General features: G+C 73.6%; 16 protein-coding genes. 14 read left to right on the forward strand and 2 right to left on the reverse strand.

Annotated elements, in window-relative coordinates; translation table 11 throughout:
* Positions 1–48: 48 nt before the first annotated feature.
* From QI554_RS32630 to QI554_RS32670, 9 genes are all read left to right on the forward strand, one after another.
* The gene (locus QI554_RS32630) at positions 49–2550 is read left to right on the forward strand and encodes a hypothetical protein (protein WP_281475273.1); all 2502 of its coding nucleotides are present in this window, start codon (positions 49–51) and stop codon (positions 2548–2550) included.
* A gap of 26 nt (positions 2551–2576) precedes the next feature.
* Positions 2577–3554 carry a phosphotransferase family protein gene (locus QI554_RS32635; RefSeq protein WP_281475321.1) on the forward strand — a complete coding sequence of 326 codons (978 nt, stop codon included), beginning with the start codon at positions 2577–2579 and terminating at the stop codon, positions 3552–3554.
* Positions 3542–4561 (forward strand): phosphotransferase, encoded by a 1020-nt coding sequence (locus QI554_RS32640; protein WP_281475274.1) that lies wholly within the window; start codon positions 3542–3544, stop codon positions 4559–4561. Before QI554_RS32635 ends, QI554_RS32640 begins: the two co-directional genes overlap by 13 nt.
* A 564-nt stretch (positions 4562–5125) precedes the next feature.
* Complete coding sequence (locus QI554_RS32645; RefSeq protein WP_281475275.1) at positions 5126–5815, forward strand: hypothetical protein; 690 nt, start codon at positions 5126–5128, stop codon at positions 5813–5815.
* Between the two features lie 52 nt (positions 5816–5867).
* Positions 5868–6308 carry an Lrp/AsnC family transcriptional regulator gene (locus tag QI554_RS32650; RefSeq protein ID WP_281475276.1) on the forward strand — a complete coding sequence of 147 codons (441 nt, stop codon included), beginning with the start codon at positions 5868–5870 and terminating at the stop codon, positions 6306–6308.
* A gap of 75 nt (positions 6309–6383) precedes the next feature.
* A complete protein-coding gene (locus QI554_RS32655) occupies positions 6384–9377 on the forward strand; it encodes an aminotransferase (RefSeq protein ID WP_281475277.1) in 2994 nt (997 codons plus the stop codon).
* A gap of 67 nt (positions 9378–9444) precedes the next feature.
* Positions 9445–10638, forward strand: a complete 1194-nt coding sequence (locus tag QI554_RS32660) for a sulfite oxidase (protein WP_281475278.1) — start codon at positions 9445–9447, stop codon at positions 10636–10638.
* Positions 10639–10745: 107 nt separating this feature from the next.
* Positions 10746–11729: a Gfo/Idh/MocA family protein gene (locus QI554_RS32665; protein ID WP_281475279.1), complete on the forward strand. Its 984-nt coding sequence runs from the start codon at positions 10746–10748 to the stop codon at positions 11727–11729.
* A gap of 46 nt (positions 11730–11775) precedes the next feature.
* Positions 11776–13359: a family 20 glycosylhydrolase gene (locus tag QI554_RS32670; RefSeq protein ID WP_281475280.1), complete on the forward strand. Its 1584-nt coding sequence runs from the start codon at positions 11776–11778 to the stop codon at positions 13357–13359.
* Positions 13360–13371: 12 nt separating this feature from the next.
* Here the strand turns inward: QI554_RS32670 and QI554_RS32675 are convergent, their stop codons facing one another.
* Positions 13372–15078, reverse strand: coding sequence for a proline--tRNA ligase (locus tag QI554_RS32675; RefSeq protein WP_281475281.1), 1707 nt, complete (start codon positions 15076–15078; stop codon positions 13372–13374).
* 78 nt (positions 15079–15156) lie between these two features.
* Positions 15157–16569, reverse strand: coding sequence for an aminotransferase-like domain-containing protein (locus tag QI554_RS32680; protein WP_281475282.1), 1413 nt, complete (start codon positions 16567–16569; stop codon positions 15157–15159).
* On the opposite strand from QI554_RS32680, the gene QI554_RS32685 reads away from it, so the two are divergent.
* From QI554_RS32685 to QI554_RS32705, 5 genes are all read left to right on the forward strand, one after another.
* Positions 16568–17989 (forward strand): MFS transporter, encoded by a 1422-nt coding sequence (locus QI554_RS32685; protein WP_281475283.1) that lies wholly within the window; start codon positions 16568–16570, stop codon positions 17987–17989. The two genes, QI554_RS32680 and QI554_RS32685, sit on opposite strands and share 2 nt — an antisense overlap.
* Before the next feature lie 81 nt (positions 17990–18070).
* Positions 18071–18679, forward strand: a complete 609-nt coding sequence (locus tag QI554_RS32690) for an isochorismatase family protein (protein ID WP_281475284.1) — start codon at positions 18071–18073, stop codon at positions 18677–18679.
* A 129-nt stretch (positions 18680–18808) separates the two neighbouring features.
* Positions 18809–19681 (forward strand): aldo/keto reductase, encoded by an 873-nt coding sequence (locus tag QI554_RS32695; protein WP_281475285.1) that lies wholly within the window; start codon positions 18809–18811, stop codon positions 19679–19681.
* A gap of 73 nt (positions 19682–19754) precedes the next feature.
* Positions 19755–20687: a LysR family transcriptional regulator gene (locus QI554_RS32700; protein ID WP_425528089.1), complete on the forward strand. Its 933-nt coding sequence runs from the start codon at positions 19755–19757 to the stop codon at positions 20685–20687.
* Positions 20688–20787: 100 nt separating this feature from the next.
* A complete protein-coding gene (locus QI554_RS32705) occupies positions 20788–21408 on the forward strand; it encodes a TetR/AcrR family transcriptional regulator (protein WP_281475287.1) in 621 nt (206 codons plus the stop codon).
* Positions 21409–21448 lie beyond the last annotated feature (40 nt).

The following is a 21448-nucleotide window of genomic DNA, read 5'->3' on the forward strand; positions in this document are numbered from 1 at the left end:
GCGGATAGCCTGCCCTCGCAGACGGACGGCGAGTTGGGGGACGCGATCATGTCGATCAGACCGCAGTACCGGCGGGTCTCCGCGTTACAACGGCAGTTCTTCGACCGCGAAGGGCTGCTCACCGCGTACGAGGAGGAGTTGCGGGCGATCGGCGACAGCCTGCGGATCCTCAACCTGGTAGGCGTCGGCGGTATCGGGAAGTCGCGTCTCCTCCAGGAGTTACGGAACCGCACCCCCGAGGGCTACACCACCGCCCGGCTCGACCTGCAGCTGCCGACCATGCGCCAGCAGGAGGACGCACTCGCCGTGCTCCGCATGGAGTTCGGCGCGCAGAAGGTGCGCTTCGACCGCTTCGACATCGCCTACGCGGTGCTGTGGCAGCGCGTTCACCCGCAGCTTCAGATGAACCGCAAGAACACTCCGCTCGCCGAGGAGAGCGAGGTCCTCTCCAAGATCCTCGACGACACCGTGGGCATCCCCGTGTTCGGCACCGCGGCCGGGCTCGTCCGGCTGACCGGCCGCGCGGTGAAGAACCGGCAGCGGCGGCGCCGGATCCAGGAAGACCCCACGCTGCACGATCTCGACAACCTCACGAACGCCGAACTCGGCCACGCCGTCGCCTACTTGTTCGCCGAGGAGCTGCGGGCCTCGGCCGAGGAGCGGCCGTACGTCGTCTACGTGGACGCCTACGAGGCCCTCGTCCCCACCCCGGTCCCGGGCGGCCGCAGCTTCGGCACCGACGCCTGGCTGCGCGACCTGCTCGGCCAACTCCAGGGCGGACTCACCGTGTTGGCCAGTCGCGAACCGTTGCGCTGGGAGGCGTACGACGAGGAGTGGGCCGCCGTGATCCGCCGCGCCGACCTCGACGGACTACCGATGCCGGCCCGACTGGACCTGCTGACGCAGGCGGGCATCACGGAGATCCCCCGGCAGCGGTCGATCGCCGAGGCCAGCGAGGGCGTTCCGTTCTATCTGCACCTCGCGGTCGACACGCATCTGCAGAACCCGGCGCGGCAGGCGCACGCGCGCACGTCGGAGGAGATCGTGCAGCGGTTCCTCCAGCACGTCTCCACCGACGAGGTCCGGCTGCTGGAACTGCTCAGCGTGGCACGCACGTTCGACTTCGGGGTGTTCCAGGCGATCGGGCGCGAGTTCGACCTGCCGGCGAACCTGCTGGTCTGGGAGTCGCTGACCGCCTACTCGTTCGCCTATCCCCTGCCGGACGACTGGTACCGCCTGCACCAGCTGATGGTCGGGGCGCTCCAGCACCACCTGTCGTCGGCGGTGCAGCGCAACGTGCACGGGGTACTGCGGCGGCACTGGGAGGACCTCGCCGACCGGATGGAGCGGGAGGCGGGCCGGGTGTCGGGCCGGGCCCGGATCTCGCCGCTGCGCGAGGCGGTCTACCACGGGCTGCACGCCGAGGACATCGCGCCCGAGGAGATCCTGCGGCACGCCGACCGCGCGGTGGCGATGAGCGGGCGGCAGAGCCTCGACGGGATCGTGAAGGACCTGCGTGACCGCCTGACGGCGATGCCGACGGCGTCTCCGGGGCCGGACGCGTCCGGCCTCCAGGACGCGGCCGACTGCCTCGAGGCCGAGGCCAGGCTCGAGCAGGGCGACGCCGCGGGCGCCATAGCCCTCACCCCGAGGCTGGACCGCTCGCCCGACGCGCTGGTCCCCGCCCGGCTGGCGCTCGCCGCCGCGAACGCGCGCCGGATCGCCGGCGAGAGCAGCCTGGCCGCGACGATCTTCGAGCGGGTCTGGGCCGAGCACGCGGGCGCGGCCCGGCCCGCCGCCGGGTTCTGCGTCGCGGACATCCGCATGTGGCAGGGCGACTTCGCGGGCGCGTTCGCGCTCGCCGAGCAGGTGCACGGGATCTGCGCACCGGACGAACGGGTGATCCGGGGCGACCTGAAGCGGCTGATGCACCTCGGCCACCGGTTCCTCATGGACTTCGACGGCGCCGCGCGGCTGCTCTCCGAGGCGGAGGGCGAGTACCGCGCGGCCAACGCCGTCGTGGGGCTGGCCAACGTCAGGACCAACTGGGCCGAGCTGACCGCCTTCACCGACCCGGCCGCCGCGGTCGGGCACGCCGCCGCGGCCCTGGACGTCCAGCGCGACCTGGGCGCGCAGCACGAGATCGGGAAGGCGTACACCGCGATGGCCATGGCGCAGACCCGGCTCGGCGAGTACGACCGGGCGGCGACCGCGTTCGCCAACGCCAACACCGCCCTCGACCGCGCGGGTTACCGGTCCGGACGGGCCCGCGCGGACATGTTCCGGGCGTTCCTGCTGCTGCGCCAGGGGGACCGGGACGCGACACGCGACCTGCTCCTGCACGCGGCCCGCGAGTTCGAGGCGTGCCAGGTCTATCCTTCGCTGATCCTGGCCATCCTGCACGCCGCCGAGCGGATCGGGCTGACGGAGCCCGAGCTGGTCGAGGCGGCGAACCGGGCGCGCCCCGCGGTGCGCCCGCTGGGCACGCTGGAGGAGCTGCGGGGCCGCACCGACTCCGTCCTGACGATGTTCCTCGAGGTGGCCCCCTGAACTGGCTGGAGATCTACGGACAGGCGCTGGACGCGGGCGAGGCCGCCGCCGGCTACTACAACCGCAACGTCGGGATCGCGACGCCGGACGGGAAGGTGAACGTCCGCATCCCCCTGGCGGCCGCCGACACGATGGACGTGCGGGTGTGGCGCGAGGAGGACGTCCTGGGCTGCATCCAGCCCTACGTCCGGCACATCCCGGAGCTGCGCCACTCCTCGCACGACCCGGCCTTCCAGGTGCACCACTTCATCGAGGGCCGGGTGCTGGACGGTTTCGCGCCGCGCGGCAGCGCCGTCCCCGCGCACGTGCTGGACGACGTGGTGGGCGTCATGGAGCAGCTCGTCCGCATCCCCGCCGAGAAGACCCCCGCGCTGCCGTCCGACTGGCCCGCGTCCGGTGACAGCGCGGGCTTCGGACGGCTGCTGGCCCGCCTCACCCAGCTCGTCTACGACACCCACCGCGACGAATACGCCGAGGTCTTCGCGGACTTCGGCATCCCGGCGGAGCCACTGGCCGTGGTGGAAGCGCGGTGGGACGACCTGACGCCGCGCCCGTTCGCCGTGCTGCACGCCGACCTGCACCGCAAGAACATGATCGTCTCCGGCGGCGCCACGTGGTTCCTGGACTGGGAGCTGGCGCTGTGGGGCGACCCCGTGTACGAGCTGGGCATCCACTTCCACAAGATGGACTACCCCGACGACCAACGCGCCGAGGTGCGGCGCCGGTGGCGCGCCCGTCTGCCCGAGCCGTGCACGGCGGGGCCGACGGCGGACCTCGACCTCTACATCGCGCACGAGCGGGTCAAGTCGGCCGTCGTCGACACCGTCCGCTACTCCAAGCAGCTCGCCGGCGCCGACCGGTCGTTCCAGGACTTCCTGACCGGTCGGCTCGCCCGCAAACTCAACGTCGCCCGCGCCGTGTGGGGATCCGCGCCCGAGATGACCCCGGAGCGGGTCGCCCGGGTACTGGCGCCGTGGGCAGAGAGGGAGCCATGGACGCCGTAGCGATCTACCACGAGGCCCTGGCCCGGGCGGCACTGGAGACCCGGGAGACCGCGCTCGCCGGGTTCTACAACCGGAACGTGCGCGTGGACGACCCCGAGCTCGGGCCGGTGCTGGTCCGGATCCCGGGGGCGGACGCCGAGGCCATGGACGTCACGCTGTGGACCGAGCCCGAGGTGCTCGAGGCCGTCTGTCCGCATGTGCCGCTCGCGCCGCGGCTGCTCCACGTGCACGCCGATCCGCCTTTCCAGATCCACGAGTTCATCGCGGGACGGCGCGTCGACGACGTCGCACCGGACGGGAAGCCGATGCCGGACACGGTGCTGGACGGCGTCGAGCGGTTCTTCAGGAGCGTGCTCCGGGTTCCGAGGCCGGTGCTTCCGCCGGTGCCTGAGGGGTGGCCGGCGGACGGCGACGCGCGGGCCTTCGCGGCGCGGCTGCTCGGGTTCGTCCGCGAGGTCAGGGACCGGGGCGACGCCGCGGCGCAGGGCCTCTACTCGGCGCTCGGTGTCCCGGCGGACCCGTGCGCGGCGCTGGCCGAGCGGGCGGAGCGCGAGCTCGGGTCCCGGCCGTTCCGGCTGCTGCACGCCGACATCCACCGCAAGAACATGATCCTCACCGACCGGGGCCGGGTGGTCTTCCTCGACTGGGAGCTCGCCCTGTGGGGGGACCCGGTCTACGACCTGGCCGACCACCTGCACAAGACCGCGTATACGGCCGCCGACCGACAGCGGGTCGTGGAGGGGTGGGAACGGGTCGCGCCGCAGGAGTGCCTTGCCGGATGGCGTACGGCCCTGGAGTTCTACGCGGCGTACGAGGAGATGAAGTCGGCCGTCGTCGACACCGTGCGCTGGGGGCGCCGGATCGGAGAGGCGTCGACCACTCGGGAGCGCGCGAGGCTCGGCGAGGAGCTCCGGGTGAAGCTTGCGGCGGCGGCTCCGCATTGGGGTGGGGTGCGGGTGCCCGACGGGGACGAGGTCGAGGGGGCCGCCCGGTATTGGTTCGGGTGAGGTCGTTCTTTGGGGGTAGGCGGCGCGCGGGTGGCGACGTTGGGGGGACGGGGCGGTCGGTCGGGGGGAGGAGTGGCGGGGCGTCCTGAGGGGGACGACTGGGGTGGTGGGGCGGCGGGAGGGTGGGGGCGGCTGATCTTGGTGTGGTGAGCGGAGGTTCGGGTGGCCGCCCCTGGTGTTGTTGGTGTGCAGGTTCGTCGGGTTCGGGCGGCGGATCGTGGCGTGTTCGCGGTGGGGGCCGCGGGGGTGTATGCCGTCGTGGAGGCGGTGTGGGCGGCGACGGGGACGACGGTGCCCTGGACTGCGCACAAGGCGTATCACCCTTTAGCGCAGGTGGCGTTGGCGGTGGTGGCGGTTGCGGCGGGCGGGGCCGCGTGGGTGTCGCGGGAGGGGCGCGGGTCACCGACTCCCGTACGTCGTAGGGCGGTTGTGGGTGTGCTCTGGGGTGCGGTGCCTCTGGTCGGGTTCGGGGCGGCGCCGTTGCCGGGGTACTTTGTGGTCCTTGCGTCGGGGGACGGGGTCGAGAGTGCGACCGGGCTGGCGCATGTGCTGTTCAGTGCGCTGGTGACCACGGGGGTGTTGCGGGCCGCGGTCGCGTATCGGCGGCGGACCGCCGGGGTGTGCGCGCGGTGCGGGAGTGTGCACGCGGGCGGGGTGGGAACCGGGCTGGTGCATCCGGCGCCGTCCCGGGCGTCGCGGCGGACGCGGCGGGCGGCGTACCTGCTGGTGTGCGGGCTGCTGCCGTGGGGGGTGGTCAAGACGGTGTGGACGCTCGGCGGCGACGCGTTCGGCGTCACCGGGGAGCGGTGGAAGGCGTCGAACTCGGGCGGGTCGGGGGCGTCGCGCGCCCTGGCCGAGGTCGGGATCGACACGACGGTGCTGGCCGCGGGCCTCGGGTTCTTCCTGCTGGTCGGGCTGATGTACCCGTGGGGGCAGGTGTTCCCGCGCTGGACGCTCGTCCTGGCCGGGCGGCGGGTGCCCCGGCTGCTGCCGTTGGTCCCGGCGTGGGGGACGGCGTTCGGGCTGGCGTTGTACGGAACGTTGCTGCTCGCCTACGCGCCGCTGGCCGCGCTCGGTGTGCTGCCCGCGCCGGAGCCCGACCACGATCTGGGGGCGACCGCGTCCGGGACGTTGTGGCTGGTGGCGTTCGGAGGCTCGGCGTTCGGCGGGCTGGGGTTCGCGCTGCTGGTGGCGGCGCGGTCGTATGCTGCGCGGACTCGACCGGTGTGCGGTTTCGATCGTGAGGACGATTGATTCGAGCGTGCAGGGTTGAAACAGCACTCGAATCGGCCGTACAGTCGGCGGCATGGACGACATCGACCGGGCGATCCTCCGCGAGCTGCAGAACGACGGGCGCGTCCCCTACGCCGACCTCGGCCCCAAGGTCGGCCTGTCGCCGTCCGCCGCGCGGCAGCGGCTGCAGCGGCTGATCGACGCCAAGGTCGTGCAGGTCGTCGGCGTGACGGACCCCATGGCGATGGGCCACCAGGCGATGGCGCTGCTCGGCATCCGCGTGGACGGCGACCCGCGCGCGGTGGCCGACGAGCTGGCACGGCACGGCGAGGTGGTCTACTCCGTGCTGACGTCCGGCTCGTTCGACCTGTTCGCCGAGGTGGTGTGCCGGCGGCCGGCCGATGTGCTCGATTTCGTGAACGACGTGGTGCGGGCGGTCGACGGGGTGGTCGGCATCGAGAACTTCCCGTACTTCGGGATCCACACGCACCGGTTCCTGTGGGACCTGGGCTGAGCGCCCCGCGCCGCCCGCTCCCCGCATCGCCGCACACACATACCGCACCGCCCTGACCCGACAGAGGAATCCCGCATGACCCCCGACCAGTCCACCGGCGTCGACTTCTTCGCGCGTGCCGCGCTGCCCGCCCCGCGGGTGACCGAGGCCGACGCGCGCCGCATCGCCGCCGAGCACTTCGGGCTCGACGCGCGCGCCGACTCCCTCGGCAGCCAGCAGGACACGAACTTCCTGATGCGCGACGCCGACGGGGCGCCGGTGGCGGTCCTCAAGGTGGCGAACCCGGCGTTCGGCGCGGCCGAGATCGCCGCGCAGGACGAGGCCGCGGAGCGGATCGCCGCCGCGCATCCCTCGCTCCGCGTCGCGACGGTGCTGCGGGACGCCGACGGCAAGGGCCGCAGCGCGCTCGTGGACTCCCCCGAAGGCCCGGTCACCGCACGCCTGTTGCGTTACCTGCCCGGTGGCGCGCTCTCCGGGGACCAGTACCTGACGCCCGACACGGTGGCCGCGATCGGTCGCATCGCCGGGCAGGTCGGCACGACGCTGCGCGACTTCGAGCACCCCGGCCTCGACCGCGTCCTGCAGTGGGACCCCCGGCACGCCTACCGGGTCGTGAACCTGCTGATCGGCCACGTCCCGGGCGCCGAGCGCCGTGCCGCGCTCGCCGCGGCGACCCGCGAGGCGTGGGCCGCGGTCGAGGCGGTCGCCCACGCGCTTCCGCGCCAGGCCGTCCACCTCGACCTGACCGACGACAACCTGGTGCGCGACGCCGCATCGGCGTTCAGACTCCCGGACGGCGTCATCGACTTCGGCGATCTGACGCACAGTTGGGCGGTGGCGGAGCTCGCCATCCCGCTGTCGTCGGTCCTGCACCACGCGGGCATGGAGCCGCACCACGTGCTGCCCGCCGTCCGCGCGTTCCACGCCGTCCGGCCGCTGTCGCGCGAGGAGGCGGCCGCGCTGTGGCCGCTCACCGTGCTGCGGGCCGCGACGCTGGTGGTCAGCGGGTGGCATCAGGCGGCGATCGACGGCGACAACGCCTACGTCGAGGCCGCGCTCGACCGCGAGTGGCGGATCTTCCAGCAGGCCGTGTCGGTCCCGGAGGCCGTGATGTCGGGCCTGATCGCGGACGCCCTCGGCTTCGCCGCGACGTCGCACACCGCCCCCGCACCCTCCCGCCCGCTGCTCGCCGACGTGTCCCCCGACGCCGTCGCCGTCCTCGACCTGTCCGTCGAGTCCGACACCATGGACCACGGCGTGTGGCTGGAGGACGACGCCGAGGACCGCCTGGCCGCCGCCCTGCTGTCCGGCGGCGCGGCCAAGGCCGCGGTCGCCACGCGCTACGCCGAGCCTCGCCTGACCGCCGCCTCCGTGCTGTCGGCGGCCTCGCCCGCGACCGTCCCCACCGGCGTCGACGTCCGGCTCGGCGCGCGCACCCGCATCCAGGCGCCGTACGAAGGCCGGGTCGGCCGGAGCGAACCCGGTTTCGTCGCCGTCGAGTTCGGCGACCTCGTGCTCGAACTTTCGTGGCCCGCCCCCGGCAACGGCACCGTCGTGCCGGCCGACCGGAACACCGCCGCAGGGGACACGCTCGCCACGCTCCCGGCGGGCACGCGCCTCCACATCCTCCTCCGGCGCGACGACGCGGAGTTCGGTGTGCCGCCGCTGGTCCGCCCCGAGTACGCCGCGGGATGGCTCGCGCTGACCGCCGACCCGGCCCCGCTGCTCGGCCTGCCCGCGACCGTGCGGGACACCTCGACCCCCGGCGGCCTCCTCGCGCGGCGCGACGCGTCGTTCGCGACCGTCCAGGAGCACTACTACGACGCCCCGCCGCGCGTCGAACGCGGGTGGCGCCACCACCTGGTCTCCACCGACGGCCGCGCGTACCTCGACATCGTCAACAACGTGACCCCGCTGGGCCACGCCCACCCTCGCGTCGAGCAGGCGGTGGCACGGCAGTTGCGCCGCCTGAACACGAACTCGCGGTTCCACTACGGCGCGGTCGTCGAGTTCACCGAGCGGCTCGCCGCGCTCCTGCCCGACCCGCTCGACACGGTCTTCCTGGTGAACTCCGGTTCCGAGGCGGTCGACCTGGCGATCCGGCTCGCGATCGGGGCGACCGGGCGGCACGACGTGGTGTCGCTGCTCGAGGCGTACCACGGCTGGACCTACGCGTCGGACGCGGTCTCGACGTCCGTCGCCGACAACCCCAACGCGCTCGCCAGCCGGCCGGACTGGGTGCACCCGGTGGACGCGCCCAACCCGTACCGCGGCCGGTACCGGGGCGCCGAGGCGAGCCGGTACGCCGCCGACGCCGTCGCCGAGATCGACCGGCTCGCCGCGGCCGGGCGTCCCGCGGGCGCGTTCGTCTCCGAGTCGTTCTACGGGAACGCGGGCGGCGTACCGCTGCCCGACGGCTACCTGCGCCAGGTGTACGCGGCGGTACGCCGCCACGGCGGCCTCGCGATCGCCGACGAGATCCAGGCCGGGTACGGCCGCCTCGGCGACTGGTTCTGGGGCTTCGAACAGCAGGACGCCGTGCCGGACATCGTCACGGTCGCCAAGGCGATGGGCAACGGCCACCCGCTCGGCGCGGTGGTCACGACCCGCGCGATCGCCGACCGCTACCGCGACCAGGGGTACTTCTTCTCCTCGACCGGCGGCAGCCCGGTGTCGAGTGTCGCGGGCCTCACCGTGCTCGACACGCTGCGGGACGAGGACCTGCAGGGCAACGCGGTCCGCGTCGGCCGCCACCTCAAGGCCCGGCTCACCGCGCTGGTCGACCGGCACCCGCTGGTCGGCGCGGTGCACGGCAGCGGCCTCTACCTCGGCGTCGAGCTGGTGCGCGACCGCGTGACGCTGGAGCCGGCGCGCGAGGAGACCGCGGCACTGTGCGACCGCATGCTCGAACTCGGCGTGATCGTGCAGCCGACCGGCGACCACCTGAACGTCCTGAAGATCAAGCCGCCGCTGTGCGTCGACGAGGCGGCCGCCGACTTCTTCGCGGACACGCTGGACCGGGCGTTGGCGGAACTGACCGGAACCATGAACCGCTCGATTTCCCAATAAATATGGAGAATCCCGGTGTTTCAGGCTTAGCCTGGTAGCCAGGCAGCTCCAAAAGCAGGTGGTCGTCATGACCGTGCGGGTGATGGGCTATCGAGGCGGGACCCGGCGTGTGCCCGGGGTGGCTTTCAGATCGCACGCTCCCCCGGCCGCCACGCCGGAGCTCAGCACGGTCAGCGCCCCCTCCCGCGTCGCCGCCGCGGACGAGGGGATCGGCGCGGACGAACTGGCGCTGGCGACGCGCAACCACGGGATGCCCCTGGAGGCCATGCGGGCCGAGGTCACGCCGCCGGGGCTGCACTATGTGCTCGTCCACTACGACATCCCGTGGATCTCACCCGACGACCCGTGGCCGGTCTCCGTCCACGGGCTCGTACGGCACCCGCTCAACCTGGACATCGAGCAGTTGCGCGCGATGCCTTCCGTAACGCACCGCGTCACGTTGGAGTGCGCGGGCAACGGCCGGGCCCGCCTCGCGCCCCGGCCGGTCAGCCAGCCGTGGCTGGTCGAGGCCGTCGGCACCGCGGACTGGACGGGCGTGCCGCTGCGGGACGTGCTCGCCGAGGCGGGCGTCCTCCCGGCCGCCGCCGAGGTCGTGTTCACCGGCGCCGACCACGGTGTCGAGCGCGGCACGGAGCAGGACTTCCAGCGCAGCCTGCCGCTCGCCGACGCGCTGCGGCCCGAGGTGCTGCTGGCGTACGCGATGAACGGGGCACCGCTGCCGCCGCAGCACGGCAGCCCGCTGCGCCTGGTCGCGCCGGGCTGGTACGGGATGGCGCAGGTGAAGTGGCTGCGCGACATCCACGTCGTCGACCGGCCGTTCGCCGGCTACCAGCAGGCCGCCGCGTACCGGATGCGCCAGGACCCGCACGATCCCGGCGAGCCCGTCACGCGTATGGCGCCCCGCGCGCTGCTGGTCCCGCCGGGGTTCCCCGACTTCATGTCCCGGGTCCGGGTCGTACGCCCCGGCCCGGTGCGCTTGGAGGGCCGCGCCTGGTCGGGCACCGCGCCGATCACGTCGGTCGAGCTCAGCACCGACGGCCTGGCCTCGTGGACGGCCGCCGCGCTCGGGCCCGAGCCGGAGCAGCCGTGGACGTGGCGGGCCTGGCACGCCGACTGGGTGGCGACACCCGGCACCCACGTGCTGGCGGCCCGCGCCACCGATGCCCACGGCCGCGGCCAGCCGCTCGAACAACCGTGGAACCTGGGAGGCTTCTGCAACAACGCGGTACAGCGCGTGACCGTAGTGTGCGTGGAGTCCTGACCGGCCCGACGCACAACAGTCCCGGACACCCATTGCCCTTGCGATCACCGGCATGTAGAACAGCGTGAGCTACATACGCCGGAACATATTGCGGGCAAGGGGTGGGCATGGCGGCACTGTTCGGGTGGGGTATCGCCGCGACCGGGGGCATCGCCCGCACGGTCGGGAACGTGATCGCCAAGGAGCCCGGCATGCGGGTGGCCGCCGTCGGCTCGCGCGACGAATCCCGGGCCGCCGCGCTCGCCCACGAGCTGGGCGGCGCGGCCGCCCGCGGCTACGGCTCGTACGCCGAGATGGTCGCCTCCCCCGACGTCCACGCGGTGTACGTCGCGACCCCGCACGCCCAGCACCGGCAGGTCGTCGAAGCGGCCATAGCCGCCGGCAAGCCGGTGCTGTGCGAGAAGCCGCTGACCGCCACGCTCGCCGACGCCGAAGCGCTGGTCGCGCAGGCCCGCTCCGCCAGGGTCTTCCTCATGGAGGCCATGTGGATGCGGTTCAACCCGCTCGTGCGCCGCGTCAAGGCGCTGGCCGACGCCGGCGAGCTGGGTGAACTGCGCTCCGTGCACGCCTCGTTCGGATTCCCGTTCCCGTACGACCCGGCGCACCGCCTGTGGAACCCCGAACTGGGCGGCGGCGCCCTGCTCGACCTGGGCATATACCCGGTCGCGCTGGCCCACCTGATGCTCGGCGCGCCCGAGTCGGTCGAGGCCGCGGGATCCGTCGGCCCGAGCGGCGTCGACGCCGAGGCCGCGCTGCTGATGCGCTGGCCGGGCGGCGCCCGCGCGCTGCTGGAGACGTCGCTGGTCGGCATGCTCCCGATGACGGCCTCGGTCATCGGCACCCGGGCACGTGTGGACCTGGAACCCCCCTTCCACGCCACCACGCGGATGACCGTGCACCGCTACGACGGCGCCGCGCAGGAGTTCCGCATCGACTCCGCCGAGGAAGGACTCGCCGGCGAACTGCGCGAGGTCCGCGACCGGGTGCACGCCGGCGACACCGAGAGCCCGTGCATGCCGCTGGAGGACACGCTGGCCGTGCTGCGGATCCTCGAGACGGCCCGGCTCGGCCTGGGCGCCGACGCGTTCTGACCCACGACCGCACGAACACGCCCCACCCGGGCGGGAAAGAGGCGACATGGAGCACGGCGCGAGCGGCGGCCTCATCCCCCGCCCGGTGACCACGGAGGCCCGGCCGGGAGTCGCAGACGGGGGCGGTGGCTGGCGGATCCGGGCCGCCGAACCCGCTCTCGACGCGCTCGCGGCCACGCTCGACGACCTGCTCGCGCCGCACCTGGGGCCGCGGCCGACCGCCGACGGGGCGGCCGCGTCGGAGCTGCTCCTCAGGTTCGGTGAACCGGCCGCCACCGCACGGCCGTTCGGCATCCCACCGAACGGCGCGGCCAGCGACGAGGCGTACTCGGTGACCGTGACCGAGCGCGGCGTCGAGTGCGTCGCCCGCACCCCCGAAGGCGTCTTCCGCGCCGCCACCAGCGCCGCACAGCTGATCGCCGCGTCCGCCGGACGGCCCGCCTGCCGCCGCATCGACGACGCGCCCCGCTACGCCTGGCGGGGCCTGATGGTCGACCCCGCACGCGGCTTCCTCACGCCGGCCGAGCTGCGCCGGATCGTCGACCTCGCGGCGCTGTACAAGCTCAACGTCCTCCACCTGCACCTCACGGACAACGAGGGCTGGCGCCTGCGGCTGCCCGGCGTCCCCGAACTCGCCGCCGCCCCAGACGAACCCGCCTACACCGCAGACGAGTTCACCGCACTCCAGGAGTACGCCGCGGCCCGCTTCGTGACCGTCGTGCCCGAGATCGACCTGCCCGGCCACTGCGCGGCCGTGCGCTCCGCGTTCCCCGGGCTCGCCGTGCCCGGCGTCCCGGACGAGCACCGGGCGTTCCTCGACAAGGTGGGCGCCTTCGCGTCCTTCACTCCGCCGCTCGACGTCACCGACCCGGACACGTCCGCCACCGTCGAGCGGGTCGTCAAGGAGGTCTGCGCGCTGACCCGGGGCCCGTACGTCCACATCGGCGCCGACGAGGCGTTCGGTATGGACGCGGACACCTATGCCGCCTCGGTCCGGCGGCTGCGCGCGCTGGTCCGCGCCCACGGCAAGCAGCCGGTGGCCTGGCAGGAGTCCGCACGCGCGGGCGTCGAGGCCGGCGACATCGTGCAGTACTGGACGGATCCGTCGATGCTCGACCCGCTGGACGACTCGGCCCCCGCGCCCCTCGCCGACATCCTGGAAGCAGTGCGCGAGGTCTTCGCCGAGACCGCCGACGACGTACCGCGCGCGCTGGCGGGCGGGGCCCGCGTGCTGCTCTCCCCGAACTCGCACCTCTACCTGGACCGGCCCTACCGCGGCGACATCGTCCCGACCGGCCAGGCCGAGCACGCGGCCCATGTCGGCTTCCCCATGTACACGCCGTCAGACACCGCCCGCGCGGCCGCCTGGGACCCGGCGGCGCAGGGCGTCCCGGAGGACCGGGTCGCGGGCGTCGAGGCCACGCTGTTCGGCGAGACGGTGGGCTCGTTCGAGGACGCCTGCCTGCTCCTGCTCCCCCGGCTCCCGGGCGTCGCGGAGGCCGCGTGGTCCGGGAGCCCGGCACCGTGGCAGGAGTACCGCGGACGGCTCGCGCACCACGCGCGCATCTGGCGCGAACGGGGCCTCGCCCACCTCGCCGCGCGCGACGTCGACTGGATCGAACCGGGCTGACCGCGCGGCCGGTCAGCCCGCCGCGGCCAGCCCCCGGCGCACCTCGTCCACGACGTCGCGCAGCGGCACGTCCCGCCGCTCCCCGGTCGCCCTGACGACCAGCTCCACTGTCCCGGACGCGAGCCCGCGCGGGCCGATGGTCAGGCGGACCGGAATGCCGATCAGCTCGCTGTCGCGGAACTTCACCCCGGGGCGTTCGTCCCGGTCGTCGAGGAGCACGTCGACGCCGGCCTCGCGCAGCATGCCGTAGAGCTCGCGGGCCGTGCGGTCGGTGTCGTCGGCGGTCTTGCCGACGGGGATCACCGTGACCGCGAAGGGCGCCACGGCGGTCGGCCAGACGATGCCCGCGTCGTCGTGGTGCGCCTCCACGATGGCGGCGATGGCGCGCTCGACGCCGATGCCGTAGCAGCCCATCAGCGGTGTGACCCGCGTGGCGTCGGGGCCGAGGACGGAGACGTCGAGGGCCTCGGTGTACTTGCGGCCGAGTTTGAAGATGTGCCCGACCTCGACGGTCCGCAGCACGCTCAACGGCGTTCCGCACACCACGCACGGCTCCCCGGCCGTGACTTCACGCAGGTCGGCCCACCGCCCGACGGCGATGTCGCGGTCGACGTCGACGCCGCGCAGGTGCTCGCCGTCGCGGTTCGCCCCGGTCGTCATCGAGGTACGGCCGCGCAGCGCGTCGTCGGCGAGGACCGGCAGGTCGGTGACCCCGACGGCGCCGAGGCTGCCCGGGGAGGCCCCGAGCGCGGCACGGATCTCGTCGGCCTGCGCGGGCCGGACGTGGTTCGCCCCGGTGGCGTCGCTGAGCTTCTGCTCGACGAGGTTGTGGTCGCCGCGCATCAGGACGAGCGTGAGCCGGTCGTCCAGCACGTACACCAGGGTCTTGATCTGCCGGTCGGCGGGCACCCCGTGCTGAGTGGCGAGTTCGTCGATGGTGCGTGCGTCGGGCGTGGCGAACGGCTCGGGAGCGGCCGGCGCGGGCGCGTCCTCGACGACCGCGAGCGCCGAGGCGGCCTTCTCCGTGTTGGCCGCGTACCCGCACGAGGGGCAGTGCGCGACGAGGTCCTCGCCGGCGTCGGTCGGCGACATGAACTCCACCGACGTGCTGCCGCCCATCGTGCCGCTGGACGCCTGCACGGGGATCGCCGGGATGCCGAGGCGCCGGAAGATCCGCGTGTACGCCTCGTGCTGCGCGGCGAACGAGCGGTCGAGCCCGGCCTCGTCCAGGTCGAAGCTGTACGCGTCCTTCATGGTGAACTCGCGCACCCGCATCAGCCCGCCCCGCGGCCGCGGCTCGTCGCGGAACTTGGTCTGGAACTGGTACCAGGTCTGCGGGAGTTGCCGGTACGAGGAGAGCTCCTGCGCCGCCGTGGCCACGACCTCCTCGTGCGTCATGCCGAGCGCGAGGTCGGCGCCCTTGCGGTCGACGAGCCGGAACATCTCGTCGCCCATGGCGTCCCAGCGGCCGGTCTTGCGCCAGATCTCGGCCGGGTGCAGCGCGGGCAGCAGCCACTCCTGGGCGCCCGCGCGGTTCATCTCGGCGCGGATGACGTCGACGACCTTGGCGCGCACGCGCACGCCGAGTGGCAGCAGCGCGTAGTGCCCGGCCATGAGCTGGCGGATGAACCCGGCGCGGACGAGCAGGCGGTGGCTCGCCGCGTCGGCTTCCGCCGGGTCGTCGCGGAGGGTGGGGACGTACAGGCCTGACCAGCGCATGCCGCCAGGCTAGACGAGATGATCCGTTGAGTCCGAAATTTACGGGGGAGGCGCCTTTCGGCCGCGGTCGTGGAGCGGTCACCCCGACGCGGGAAGGGCCGCTGCCGCCGCCTTCAGCCTCCGCGCTCCGCGGATCAGCTCGTCCTCGTCGGCGGCCGCGCCGAACGCGACGCGCAGGAACGCCGCGGGCGGTTCGGCGGCGAAGAAGCGGCGGCCCTCACTGACCGCGACCTCGTGGGTGCGGGCGGCGCGGACGGTGTCGAGGTCGCCGAGGCCGGCCGGGAGTCGGACCCACAGGTGGAGTCCGCCGGACGGGAGCCGGTCAACCGTCCAGTCGGGCAGTTCGCGCGCGAGGGCGGCGGCGAGCGTCGCGCACCGGGCGCGGAGCGCGGTGCCGAGGGCGCGTGTGTGCCGTTCCCACGACGGGGAGTTGAGCACTTCGAGCGCGGCTTCCTGGAGCGGCCGGGCGATGAAGAAGTCGTCGACGTGGCGGACGGCGCGCATGCGTTCCATGACCGGGCCCCGCGCGATGACCGCAGCTATGCGCAGGCTGGGTGCCGCGGGCTTGGTCAGGGACGTCAGGTAGACCACCGTGCCGTCGCGGTCGTCGGCGAGCAGCGGGCGCGGCAGGGCGGCTCCGTGCCCGAGGTAGCGCGCGAAGTCGTCCTCGACGACGAACGCGCCCGCCGCGCGCGCGACGTCGACGACCTGGCGGCGGCGCTCGGGAGCCAGCACGGCACCGGTCGGATTGTGGACCGTCGGCTGGCAGTAGAGCACCCGCGCGCCCGTCATCGCGAACGCCTCCGCGAGCAGGTCGGGCCGCAGCCCGTCGTCGTCGATCGGCACCGGGATGGGCCGCAGTCCGGCGGCCAGGGCGGCGGCCAACGCTCCGGGGTAGGTGGGCGATTCGACGAGGACCGGGCTGCCGGGCCCGGCGACGGCACGGAACGCCATCGACAGACCGCTCTGCCCGCCGGAGGTGATCAGCACGTCGTCGCCGGTCACCCCCGCGCCGGTCGCGGCCGCGAACACGGCGCGCAGTTCCGCCAGTCCGCTGGTGGGCGTGCGGTCCCAGCCGCCCGGCCGGCGCGCGGCACGGGCCAGCGCGGCGCCCAGCATGCCGGTGGGCTGGAGCGAGCGGTGCAGGTAGCCGCCGTCCAGCGCGATGGTCGACGGGGTGGGCGGGCCGAGGGCGTCGGTGAGCGAACGGGTGTCGACCGTGCGGTCGGTCAGCGCGACGGTCTGCCACGCCGTGTCGGCGGCCTCGCGGCGGGCGGCGGTGCGCGGCGCGACGAAGGTACCGCTGCCCGGCCGGGTGACGACGGCGCCTTCGGCGGTCAAGCGCGCGATGGCGCGCGACACCGTGAGCGGGCTGACCCGGTGCAGGCGGACCAGCTCGCGGCTGCTGGGCAACCGGTCCCCGGGAGACAGTCCGGCCAGCGTCGCGCGGAGCGCGTTGGCGAGTTCGACGGAAGTGCTATCGTCCGACATGAGAGATCAAGATAGCGCTTCCGCCACGATACGGGAACCGCTTCCGGTCCCGGAGCCACCCGCTCCGCCGCGTCAAACGCTGTGGCAGAACCAGGACTTCCTGCGCTTCTGGCTCGGCGAGACGCTGTCGCTGCTCGGCACCCACGTCACCACGCTCGCGCTCCCGCTCACCGCGATCTACGCGTTCGACGCCACCGACGAGCAGGTCGGCCTGCTGCGGTTCGTGCAGCTCGCCCCGTTCCTGTTCCTGGCACTGCTGTTCGGCGTGTGGGTGGACCGCGCGCGACGGCGCAGCGTCATGCTCGCCGCGAACCTCACGCGCCTGGTGCTGCTCGCGCTCATTCCGACGCTTTACTGGCTGGACGCCCTCAGCCTCGTCCCGCTGCTGGTCATCGCCTGCGCGATCGGCGTCGCGACGGTGCTGTTCGACGTCAGCTGGATGTCGTACGTCCCCACCCTCGTCAAGGAGCCCGAGCACTACGTCGAGGCGAGCTCGAAGATGGGCGTCGCGTCCTCGACCGCGGATGTGGCCGGGCCCGGCATCGCCGGCGTGCTGGTCAGCGCGATGACGGCGCCGGTCGCCCTGATCGTGGACGCCGGCTCGTACCTGGTGTCCGTCGTCTCGCTGCTGCTCATCCGCACCAAGGAGCCGCGCCCCGGGCCGCCCGAGGCCGAGCGCCATCTGCTGACCGAACTGCGCGACGGTGTGCGGTGGGTCTTCGGAGACCCGGTGCTGCGGGCCCTCGCACTGGTCGGCGCGTGCGCGAACTTCTCGCTGGTGGGCACCTGGACGATGTTCCTGCTGTACGGCACCCGCGACGTCGGCCTGGGCTCGGAGACGCTCGGCGCGATCTTCTCCGCGGCGTCGGTCGGCGGCCTCATCGGCGCGCTCATCGCGCAGCGGGTGATCGGCAGGTACCGGCTCGGCCGCGTCTACTTCGTCTTCCAGACGATGCTGTTCACCGGCCCGCTCCTGATCCCGCTCGCCGACGGGCCCCGGCCGCTGATGGTCGCGATGTTCGTCGCGTCGTTCTTCACGACGTACTTCGGGCTCGGCGTGGCCGGCGTCATCGTCGTCGCGGTACGGCAGACCAGCACGCCGCAGGCGATGATGGGCCGGATGACGGCCTGCTTCCGCACGCTGCTGTTCGGCGGCGGGTCCCTCGGCGGCCTGTCGGCCGGGCTGCTGTCCGGGGCGCTGGGCGGACGCGGCGCGCTGACGGTCGGCGCGATCGCCTCGGCGTCCGTGCTCATCGCGCTGCTGCTGTCACCGGTGAGCCGGCTCGCGGCGCTGCCCGAACCCGCCGAGCCGGCCGCCGCCCCCGCACCGAGAGCGGCCGACGAGACGGCGGAGCCCGCGGCCGATGTGGCCGGTAATGGTGGTCACGAACCGGTCTCCGGGAGCCGACGATCGAAGTGACCGCCGCCGAGGTCGCGCACGGTCCGCACGCGTTCGCGTGCCGGGCTCCTCCCGTCACCTTCCTCCCACGAGAGGTTCGCGATGAGCACCGCTAATCCGTCCGCCACGCTGCGCGACGTCATCGGCCTGGACAACCGGCCGCCCCGGTTGTCGGACGCCACGCTGGTCCTGATCGACATGCAGAACACCTACCGGCAGGGCGTCATGGCCCTCGACGGCGCCGAAGAGGCGGTCGCCGCGGCCGCCGCGCTGCTGGCCAGGGCCCGCGACGCCGGCGCGCGCGTCATCCACGTCGCGCACGACGGCGGGCCAGGCAGCCCGTACGACATCCGCGCCGAGATCGGCCGGATCAGCGACGAGGTCGCCCCGGTCGAGGGCGAGCCGACCGTCGTGAAGGCCTTCCCCAACTCCTTCCACATGACCGAGCTGGAGCAACTGCTGCGCGGCACGGGCGCCGACGAGCTGGTCCTGGCCGGATTCATGACGCACATGTGCGTCCAGTTCACCGCCCAGGGCGCGTTCAACCTCGGCTTCCGGCCGACGGTCGTCGCCGAGGCCACCGCTACGCGCACGCTGACCGCGCCGGACGGCAGCACCGTCCCGTCGTCGGCTCTCCAGGCCGCGGCGCTCACCACGATCACCGACATCTTCGGAACGGTCGTCCCGCGCGCCGGGGACCTGCCGGACTGACGAAGCAGGCGTCACAGGGCGGCGGCCCGCCGGATTCGGGCCGCCGCCCTGTTCTGTGCCGTTCCCCCAACTACCCTGACAGCGCGATCAGATCGCCGTCCCACGACCACGAGACGAGGAACCGTTTCCATGAGCACTCCCACGGCGGCCCGCCCCGCCGACGCCTCCGGCACCTTCGCGATCGGCGGCGACCTCCCGGTGAACCGGCTCGGCTACGGCGCGATGCAGCTGACCGGGCCCGGGGTCTGGGGCGATCCGGCGGACCCTGACGAGGCGATACGCGTGCTGCGGCGCGCCGTCGAGCTCGGCGTGACCTTCATCGACACGGCCGACTCGTACGGCCCGTTCGTCAGCGAGCAGCTGATCCGCAAGGCGCTGCGCCCGTACGCCGACGACCTGGTGATCGCCACCAAGGGCGGCCTGACCCGCACCGGGCCGCACGAGTGGCACCCCGTCGGGCGCCCCAAGTACCTGCGCCAGCAGACCGAGCTGAGCCTGCGCCACCTCGGCGTCGAGCGCATCGACCTGTACCAGCTGCACCGCATCGACCCGGAGGTGCCGCTGGCCGACCAGCTCGGCGAGCTCGTGCTGCTCCAGCGCGAGGGCAAGATCGGGCACATCGGGCTGTCCGAGGTGAGCGTCGACGAGTTGGTCGAGGCGCGCGGCGTCGCCGACGTCGTCAGCGTGCAGAACCTCTACAACCTCGCCAACCGCGACTCGGAGGCGGTGCTGGAGTACGCCGAGAAGGAGGGCATCGCGTTCATCCCGTGGTTCCCGATCGCCACCGGCCGGCTCGCCCGGCCCGGCGGCCCGCTCGACGCCGCCGCCAAGGAGCACGGCGCGACGCCCGCGCAGCTCGCGCTGGCCTGGCTGCTGCGCCGCTCGCCGGTCATGCTGCCGATCCCGGGCACGTCGCGGGTCGCGCATCTGGAGGAGAACACGGCGGCCGCGCTGGTGCCGCTGACCGACGACGAGTTCGCGGCGCTCTCGGCGGCGGTCTGACGGACCCCGGTCGGGGTGCCGCGCCCGGCCCCGGGTCCGCGGCACCCCGCTCCCCCATCGGCCGGTCAATACAATCGACCATGTGGGCAATCGACTCTTCAATGGGAACGGGCCGCTGGACCTGGGCCAGCTGCGGACCTTCCTCGCCGTGTACCGGGCCGGTTCGCTGACCGCCGGGGCGCGGCTCGTCGGGCTGTCCCAGCCGACCGTCACAACCCAGCTCAAGGCGCTGGAGGAACGGCTCGGCCGACCGCTGTTCGAGCGGCTGCCGCGCGGGGTGGCGCCGACCCCGGTCGCGGACGAGCTGGCCGCCCGGCTCGCCACCCCGATGGACCTGCTGGAGGCGATCGCGGGCGGCGGCACCGAGCCCGCCGCCGAACCCCCCGTGCACTTGGCCGGCCCGGCCGAGACGCTCGCGGTGTTCGCGATGCCCGCGCTCGCGCCGCTGGTCGAGCACGGCGTGCGGATGCGCGTGACGGCGGGCCTGACCGACGACCTGCTGGCCGGGCTGCGCGCGGGCACGTACGACCTGGTCATCTCGACGATCCGGCCGCGCGGCCGGGCGCTGCTCGCCGAGCCGCTGGTCGACGAGGAGTTCGTGCTGGTCGCGGCGCCGACGTGGGCGGCGCGGGTGGACGCCGACCGGCTGCGGTCGGAGGGCGCGGAGGCGCTGGCCGGGGTGCCGCTGATCGCGTACGCCGAGGACGTGCCGATCCTGCGCCGCTACTGGCGGCACGTGTTCGACACCCGGCTGACCGCCGAGCCCGCCGTCGTCGTCCCCGACCTGCGCGCGGTCCGCTCGGCGGTGGTCGCGGGCGCCGGGGTGTCGGTGCTGCCGCGCTACCTGTGCACGGTCGAGCTGGCCGCCGGGACCCTCGTCCCGCTGCTCGAACCGGACGACGCACCGATAAACACGGGCTACCTCGCGCAGCGCGCGGGCGCGCACGTCCTGCCGCACGTCGCGCTGGTGCGCGACCGGCTGCTGGCGGCCGCGAAGCACTGCTGACCGGGTCCGCCGCCCGCGGGCCGGGACGCGGTCCACCTCTTGTCGATACACGAACGTATTGGATACGTTCGTGTATCGAACGTTCCCAGAGAGGTGTCCGATGCCTGCCGCAACCCCGCTGACGGCGCGCCGGGCCCGCACGCGGCAGCGGCTGCTCGACGCGGCGCTCGACGTCTTCGCCGAGGAGGGCTTCGGCCGCACCACCGTCGAGCGCGTCTGCGAGCGCGCCGGCTTCACCCGCGGCGCGTTCTACTCCAACTTCACCTCGCTCGACGAGCTGTTCCTCGCGATGTGGGAGCAGCGCTCGACCGCCATGGTCGACGACGTGCGCGCCGCCCTCGCCGGGGTGGCCGACGGCAGCCCGGACGACGCGCTGCGCGCCGCGCTCGCGGCCATCCCCGTCGACGACGCGTGGTACCGGGTCACCGCCGAGTTCACGGCGCACGCGCTGCGCAATCCGGCGCTGCGGCGCGTGATGGCGGCGCGCGAGCGGTCGATCCAGGACGCCGTGCTGCCGGTGATCGTCGCCGCGCTCGCGCGCACCGGACGCCGGGTCACCGACGAGGCGGCGCTCGGGCACGCGCTGGTCGCCGTGCACGACGGAACGACCGTCCAGGTCCTGCTCGAACCGGACGACGCGACGGCGCGTATCCGCCGCGAGGCCCTGTTCATGAACGTGCTGCACGCGTACAGCACGCCGATCACTGCCGATGACCGATGACCGCTGACCACCTGATCACTTGATCGCTTGATCGCTGAGG

It is taken from the genome of Yinghuangia seranimata, from assembly GCF_029953285.1.
Lineage (GTDB): Bacteria > Actinomycetota > Actinomycetes > Streptomycetales > Streptomycetaceae > Yinghuangia > Yinghuangia seranimata.

Coding starts and splice junctions, on each gene's coding strand:
- QI554_RS32630 (WP_281475273.1), top strand. CDS start 49: ATGTCGATCAGACCGCAGTACCGGCGGGTCTCCGCGTTACAACGGCAG.
- QI554_RS32640 (WP_281475274.1), top strand. CDS start 3,542: ATGGACGCCGTAGCGATCTACCACGAGGCCCTGGCCCGGGCGGCACTG.
- QI554_RS32650 (WP_281475276.1), top strand. CDS start 5,868: ATGGACGACATCGACCGGGCGATCCTCCGCGAGCTGCAGAACGACGGG.
- QI554_RS32655 (WP_281475277.1), top strand. CDS start 6,384: ATGACCCCCGACCAGTCCACCGGCGTCGACTTCTTCGCGCGTGCCGCG.
- QI554_RS32660 (WP_281475278.1), top strand. CDS start 9,445: ATGACCGTGCGGGTGATGGGCTATCGAGGCGGGACCCGGCGTGTGCCC.
- QI554_RS32665 (WP_281475279.1), top strand. CDS start 10,746: ATGGCGGCACTGTTCGGGTGGGGTATCGCCGCGACCGGGGGCATCGCC.
- QI554_RS32670 (WP_281475280.1), top strand. CDS start 11,776: ATGGAGCACGGCGCGAGCGGCGGCCTCATCCCCCGCCCGGTGACCACG.
- QI554_RS32675 (WP_281475281.1), bottom strand. CDS start 15,078: ATGCGCTGGTCAGGCCTGTACGTCCCCACCCTCCGCGACGACCCGGCG.
- QI554_RS32685 (WP_281475283.1), top strand. CDS start 16,568: ATGAGAGATCAAGATAGCGCTTCCGCCACGATACGGGAACCGCTTCCG.
- QI554_RS32680 (WP_281475282.1), bottom strand. CDS start 16,569: ATGTCGGACGATAGCACTTCCGTCGAACTCGCCAACGCGCTCCGCGCG.
- QI554_RS32690 (WP_281475284.1), top strand. CDS start 18,071: ATGAGCACCGCTAATCCGTCCGCCACGCTGCGCGACGTCATCGGCCTG.
- QI554_RS32695 (WP_281475285.1), top strand. CDS start 18,809: ATGAGCACTCCCACGGCGGCCCGCCCCGCCGACGCCTCCGGCACCTTC.
- QI554_RS32705 (WP_281475287.1), top strand. CDS start 20,788: ATGCCTGCCGCAACCCCGCTGACGGCGCGCCGGGCCCGCACGCGGCAG.